4 protein-coding genes and 1 pseudogene are annotated in these 4,832 nt (G+C 66.3%); 3 read left to right on the forward strand and 2 right to left on the reverse strand.

Annotated elements, in window-relative coordinates; all coding sequences use genetic code 11:
- Positions 1–25 precede the first annotated feature (25 nt).
- Positions 26–1,765 (forward strand): annotated as a pseudogene (locus tag AC16XC_RS13325) (acyl-CoA dehydrogenase family protein).
- A 10-nt stretch (positions 1,766–1,775) separates the two neighbouring features.
- Entirely contained in the window at positions 1,776–2,603 is an 828-nt protein-coding gene (locus AC16XC_RS13330) for an ATP-binding protein (protein WP_484035151.1), read from the forward strand.
- 3 nt (positions 2,604–2,606) lie between these two features.
- Here AC16XC_RS13330 and AC16XC_RS13335 read toward each other — a convergent pair whose 3' ends face one another.
- Positions 2,607–4,040, reverse strand: a complete 1,434-nt coding sequence (locus tag AC16XC_RS13335) for a PQQ-dependent sugar dehydrogenase (RefSeq protein ID WP_484035152.1) — start codon at positions 4,038–4,040, stop codon at positions 2,607–2,609.
- Between the two features lie 61 nt (positions 4,041–4,101).
- On the opposite strand from AC16XC_RS13335, the gene AC16XC_RS13340 reads away from it, so the two are divergent.
- On the forward strand, positions 4,102–4,584 hold the full coding sequence (locus AC16XC_RS13340) for a GAF domain-containing protein (protein WP_484035153.1): 483 nt from the start codon (positions 4,102–4,104) through the stop codon (positions 4,582–4,584).
- An 8-nt stretch (positions 4,585–4,592) separates the two neighbouring features.
- Here AC16XC_RS13340 and AC16XC_RS13345 read toward each other — a convergent pair.
- On the reverse strand, positions 4,593–4,832 hold a 240-nt coding region (locus AC16XC_RS13345; RefSeq protein ID WP_484035154.1), incomplete at its 5' end, for a hypothetical protein.

A 4,832-nucleotide genomic window follows, 5' to 3' on the forward strand; every position in this document is an offset into this window, starting at 1 on the left:
CGCGCAGGATGCCGAGGATGACGCCATGAATTTCACTCCCGCGAGCGAAGACCAGTTGCTGGCCCTCAGGGTCAATGCCGGGATCGAGGAATTGGCCCGGCATGAACGCTTCGCCGCCGCCGATGCCGACTTGGTCGCGGCGATCGTCGAAGGCAATGGCGCCTTCGCGGCCGGGGAGTTCGCTCCGCTCAACCGCATCGGAGACACGCAGGGCGCGACCCTGGCAGACGGGATCGTCCGCCTGCCGGATGGTTTCGCTGCCGCCTACCGGGCCTATGTCGAGCAGGGCTGGAACACGATCGCCGGGCCACTGCAATTTGGCGGCCAGGGCCTGCCCTACGCTTTGGCCTGCAACGTGCTGGAGAATCTCGGTACGGCGAACATGGCCTTTTCGCTGCTCCCGATGCTGACGGTCGGCGCGATCGAGGCGATCGAACACCATGGGAGCGAAGCTCAGCAGGCGGCCTATCTTCCCAGGCTGATCAGCGGCGAATGGTCGGGGACGATGAACCTGACCGAGCCGCAGGCGGGCAGCGATGTCGGCGCGCTGCGGACCAGCGCGGTTCCGGTAACCGAGGGCGAGCACGCCGGGAAGTTCAGGATCAAGGGCCAGAAGATATTCATCACCTGGGGCGATCACGAACTAGCGGAGAATATCGTCCACCTGGTGCTCGCCCGCCTGCCCGATGCCCCGGCAGGCAGCCGCGGGATTTCGCTGTTCCTGGTTCCGAAATACCTCCCTGGCGACGACGGATCGCCGGGGCCGCGCAACGATCTGCGGGCGGTCGGCCTCGAGCACAAGCTCGGCATCCATGCCTCGCCGACCTGCGTGATGAGCTTCGGCGACAATGGCGCATGCATCGGCGAGCTAGTCGGGCGCGAGAACGAAGGCCTCAAGGCGATGTTCACGATGATGAACTCGGCCCGGATCAATGTCGGCGCGCAGGGCGTGATGCTGGCCGAGCGCGCGACCCAGCAGGCGATTTCCTATGCCCGGGAGCGTATCCAGTCCGCCCGCGCCGGTTCGCCCGACAAGTCTCCCGTGCCGATCATCGAGCATCCCGATGTCCGGCGGATGGTCATGCGGATGAAAGCACTGACTGAAGGCGCGCGGGCCTTGCTCTATTACACCGCCGGGCAAGTCGATCGCGGAACGCTGGGCGACGATGCCGCCAAGGCGCGTGCCGACTTGCTGGTCCCGCTGCTCAAGGCCTGGGGCACCGACATCGGGATGGAAGTGACTTCGCTCGGCATCCAGGTTCATGGCGGGATGGGCTTCATCGAGGAAACCTGAGCGGCCCAGCATTTCCGCGATGCCCGCATCCCGCCGATCTATGAAGGGACCAACGGCATCCAGGCCGCCGACCTGGTGACGCGCAAGCTGCCGATGGAGGATGGAGCCGTGCTAACCTCGCTGATGCGCGAGATCGAAGCGGACTCGGGCGAAGGCCCCGCGCTCGGCCGGCTCGCAGCCGAATGTGCCGCGATCGGAGCATGGATGCTGCGGGATGCAAGTCTCGACGACCGGCTGGCGGGCAGCGTGCCGTTCTGCACGATGTGCGCGGTCGCGGTGGCGGGCTGGCAGCTGCTCCGGCAGGCGCGCGCGGTGGAGGCGGACGAAAGCCCTGCCTTGGCTGCGCTCAAACCGGTGACCGTGCGCTTCTTCCTCGGACATATCGTGCCCGAGGCGGCGGGGCTTGCGGCGTCCGCGCGGGCTGGCGCAGCCTTGCTCTATGCGCTTGACGCCGAAGCGCTCGGCGCCTGAGGCCTGACTGATGGCCAGGAAGAGCGAGATATTCGAGCGGATCGCGGCAGCGATCGAAAGGCTGGCCCCGCCAGACCGGGCCCCGATCGACTGGCAATCCGCGCCGGCCTATGTCTGGACCGAGCGTGGCGCGCGACCGATCGAGCATCTCGAAGCGCCCGCTCTCGGCCTGCTGCGCGGGATCGACCTGCAGAAGCGGCGCGTGACCGAGAATGTCCTGCGTCTCGCCCAGGGGCACGCCGCGCACGATATGCTGCTGTGGGGCGCGCGGGGCATGGGCAAGTCCGCTTTGCTGCGGGCGGCAGTGGCGGACGCACAGGTCGCGCATCCCGGCACGATTGCGCTGGTCCAGGTGGGAACCGACGCGCTGCATGGTCTCTCCGCATTATTTGGCGAGCTGTCGGAGATCGACCGCAACTTCCTGGTGTTCATCGACGATCTCGGTTTCGCCGAAGGCGACAGCGTCGGCCCGCGCCATTTGCGCAGCTGGCTGGAGGGCGGAGTCGAGCAACGCCCGCCCAACCTGCGATTGGCGGTGACGTCAAACCGCCGGGCGATCGTCGCGCGCGAAGCGAGCGAGCAGGACGATCCGCTCAACCCCCGGGACGTGGTCGATGACCGGCTGGCGCTGGCGGATCGCTTCGGACTGGCGCTCGGGTTTCACAATTGCACCCAGGACGACTATCTCGCGATCGTCGAAGGCTATGCCGCCGAGTACGGGCTCGGCTGGGATCAGGCCGATGCGCTCGAATGGGCGAAGCGGCGCGGCGCGCGCTCCGGGCGCACCGCGTGGCAGTACCTCGTCGAACTTGCAGGCCGCGCCGGCAAGCGCCTCTAGCGGCTATCCCGCCGGAGTGTTGAACGGATCGGTGATCCGCTGGCGCGGCGCCAAGGGTTCGCTGACAACCCGCTGGTGTCCGGCGCTCGGTTCGGCGCCCGGCGCTTCGACCCGCCAGATGATGTTGCCGGTATCATCGCTCAGCAGCAACGCGCCGGTCTGGTCCCAGGCGACCCAGGTCGGGCGGCCCTTGGTCGTGCCGTTTTCGTTGAGGAACCCGGTCAACACCGGCACCGGCTTGCCGATCGGGTTCCCACGCTCGTCGAAATTGACGAAAACGAGATCATAGCCTGCCGCCGGCTTGCGGTTCCACGAGCCATGCCGGGCAACGAATGCGCCCTGCGCGAATTTCTGGCCCATGCGGTTGCCCGCGCCGGTGAAGGCCAGCCCCAGCGCGGCGACATGTGGACCCATCGCGAATTGCGGCTTTCTTGTATAATCGATGATCCCGGGCGGCATCCCGGCCTCGACGCGCTCATCCACTTCCTTGCCCCAATAGAGCCACGGCCAGCCATATTGCGCCCCGATCGGAACATCGGTGAGATAGTCCGGGACGAGGTCGGAGCCGAGCTGGTCGCGCTCGTTGACCGTGGTCCAGAGTTCTTCGGTCCAGGGGCTCCAGGCCAGTCCGTTGGGATTGCGTAGCCCCATGGCGAATGGCCGGGATGACCCGCTGGCAAGATCCAGCTCGTGGATCATTGCGCGGCCTTCTTCGATCGCCATCCCGCCTTCGCCGATATTCGAGGCCGAACCGACCGCGACATAGAGCTTGGTCCCGTCCGGGCTGAGCACGATGTTGCGCATCCAGTGGTTGCCGGCGGGCGGCAGGTCCATGAGCTTGGTCGGCTCGCCGGTCAGCTCCGTCGCGCCCAGTTGGTAATCGAATGCCAGGACCGCGTCGTGATTGGCGATGTAGAGCTTTCCATCTGCGTAGGCGAGCCCCGACGGCGAAGCGAGGCCTGCACGCAGCACGGTCTTGAGTTCGGCCACGCCGTCACGGTCCTCGTCGCGCAGCAGCATCACCTGGTCTGGCGAAGGGACATCCGCGCCCGCCTGCCTGAAGAGAAAGCCGGCGATCATGTTGGTAAACCAGTTGCCGCCGCCGAGGATGCGTTCGGGCGCGTTCGATTGCGCCACCAGGATATCGCCGTTGGGCAAAGCATAGATCACCCTGGGATGTTCGATCCCTTCCGCGAACCGGCCGACCACAAGCCCGTCCGCGGCGACCGGCGCCGCTCCGTCTTCCCAGCCGACCGGGCGCGCGATTTGCACAGTCGGAATGGTTTGTGGGTCGGGCTCGGCCAGGACCGGATCGGTCCCGGTCACTTCCTCGACCGAATATTCCGCGGGCTCCCCGCGCAACAGCCACCAGCCGGCAATGGCGAGAACCAGGACCACGGCCATCAGTCCGACGAGGATCTTTTTGATTATGCCCATGGATAGCGGAATAAGGTGTTCGCGGCCTTGCGGCAACCGGTGTTCGCGCTAGGGGGATCGAATGTACGAATTTGCAGTCGAACCCGGCCTGGCCAAACCCGATCTCTATGCCGAACTTGCCAGCGCCGCCGATGCCTTGACCCGCGACGAGCCCGATGGCGTGGCCAACATGGCCAATGTCGCCGCGCTTCTCTGGCAGTTCCTGCCTGATCTCAACTGGGCGGGGTTTTATCGTGCGATCGGCGGCGAGCTTGTACTGGGCCCATTTTGCGGCAGGCCCGCCTGTATCCGGATTGCGATGGGCCGGGGAGTCTGCGGCACCGCCGCAGCCGAGCGGAAAACCCGGCTTGTCGAAGACGTCCATGCATTCCCCGGCCATATTCCCTGCGATGCCGCCAGCCGCTCCGAACTCGTCGTGCCGGTGCTGCGCGAAGGCGAGGTCATCGCGGTAATCGATCTCGACAGCCCGCTGCCGGCGCGCTTCGACCGGGAAGACGCGGCGGGAATCGAGGCGCTGGCGAAATTGCTTGCCGCGCGCATCTGAGGACGCCGCTAATCCGGAAGCTCGGCCAGGGCGAGCGGGGTAGCTTCCTGTTCGGACGCGATGGAGTCGCGCTTGAGTTTGACGATGCCCATCCTGCCGATATCGTTGTCACGACTGATCTCGACCGTTCCCAGGCCCTGCTGCGCGCCGATCGCGACAGCGCTGCTTTCCGAGACCCGCAGCCGGTACTGGCCGTAAAGCACGCCGTCGAACAGGAAGAATCCGTCGAATTCGCTGACCGTGGTCGC

The organism is Candidatus Andeanibacterium sp. (assembly GCF_057143545.1).

Coding starts and splice junctions, on each gene's coding strand:
- AC16XC_RS13330 (WP_484035151.1), top strand. CDS start 1,776: ATGGCCAGGAAGAGCGAGATATTCGAGCGGATCGCGGCAGCGATCGAA.
- AC16XC_RS13335 (WP_484035152.1), bottom strand. CDS start 4,040: ATGGGCATAATCAAAAAGATCCTCGTCGGACTGATGGCCGTGGTCCTG.
- AC16XC_RS13340 (WP_484035153.1), top strand. CDS start 4,102: ATGTACGAATTTGCAGTCGAACCCGGCCTGGCCAAACCCGATCTCTAT.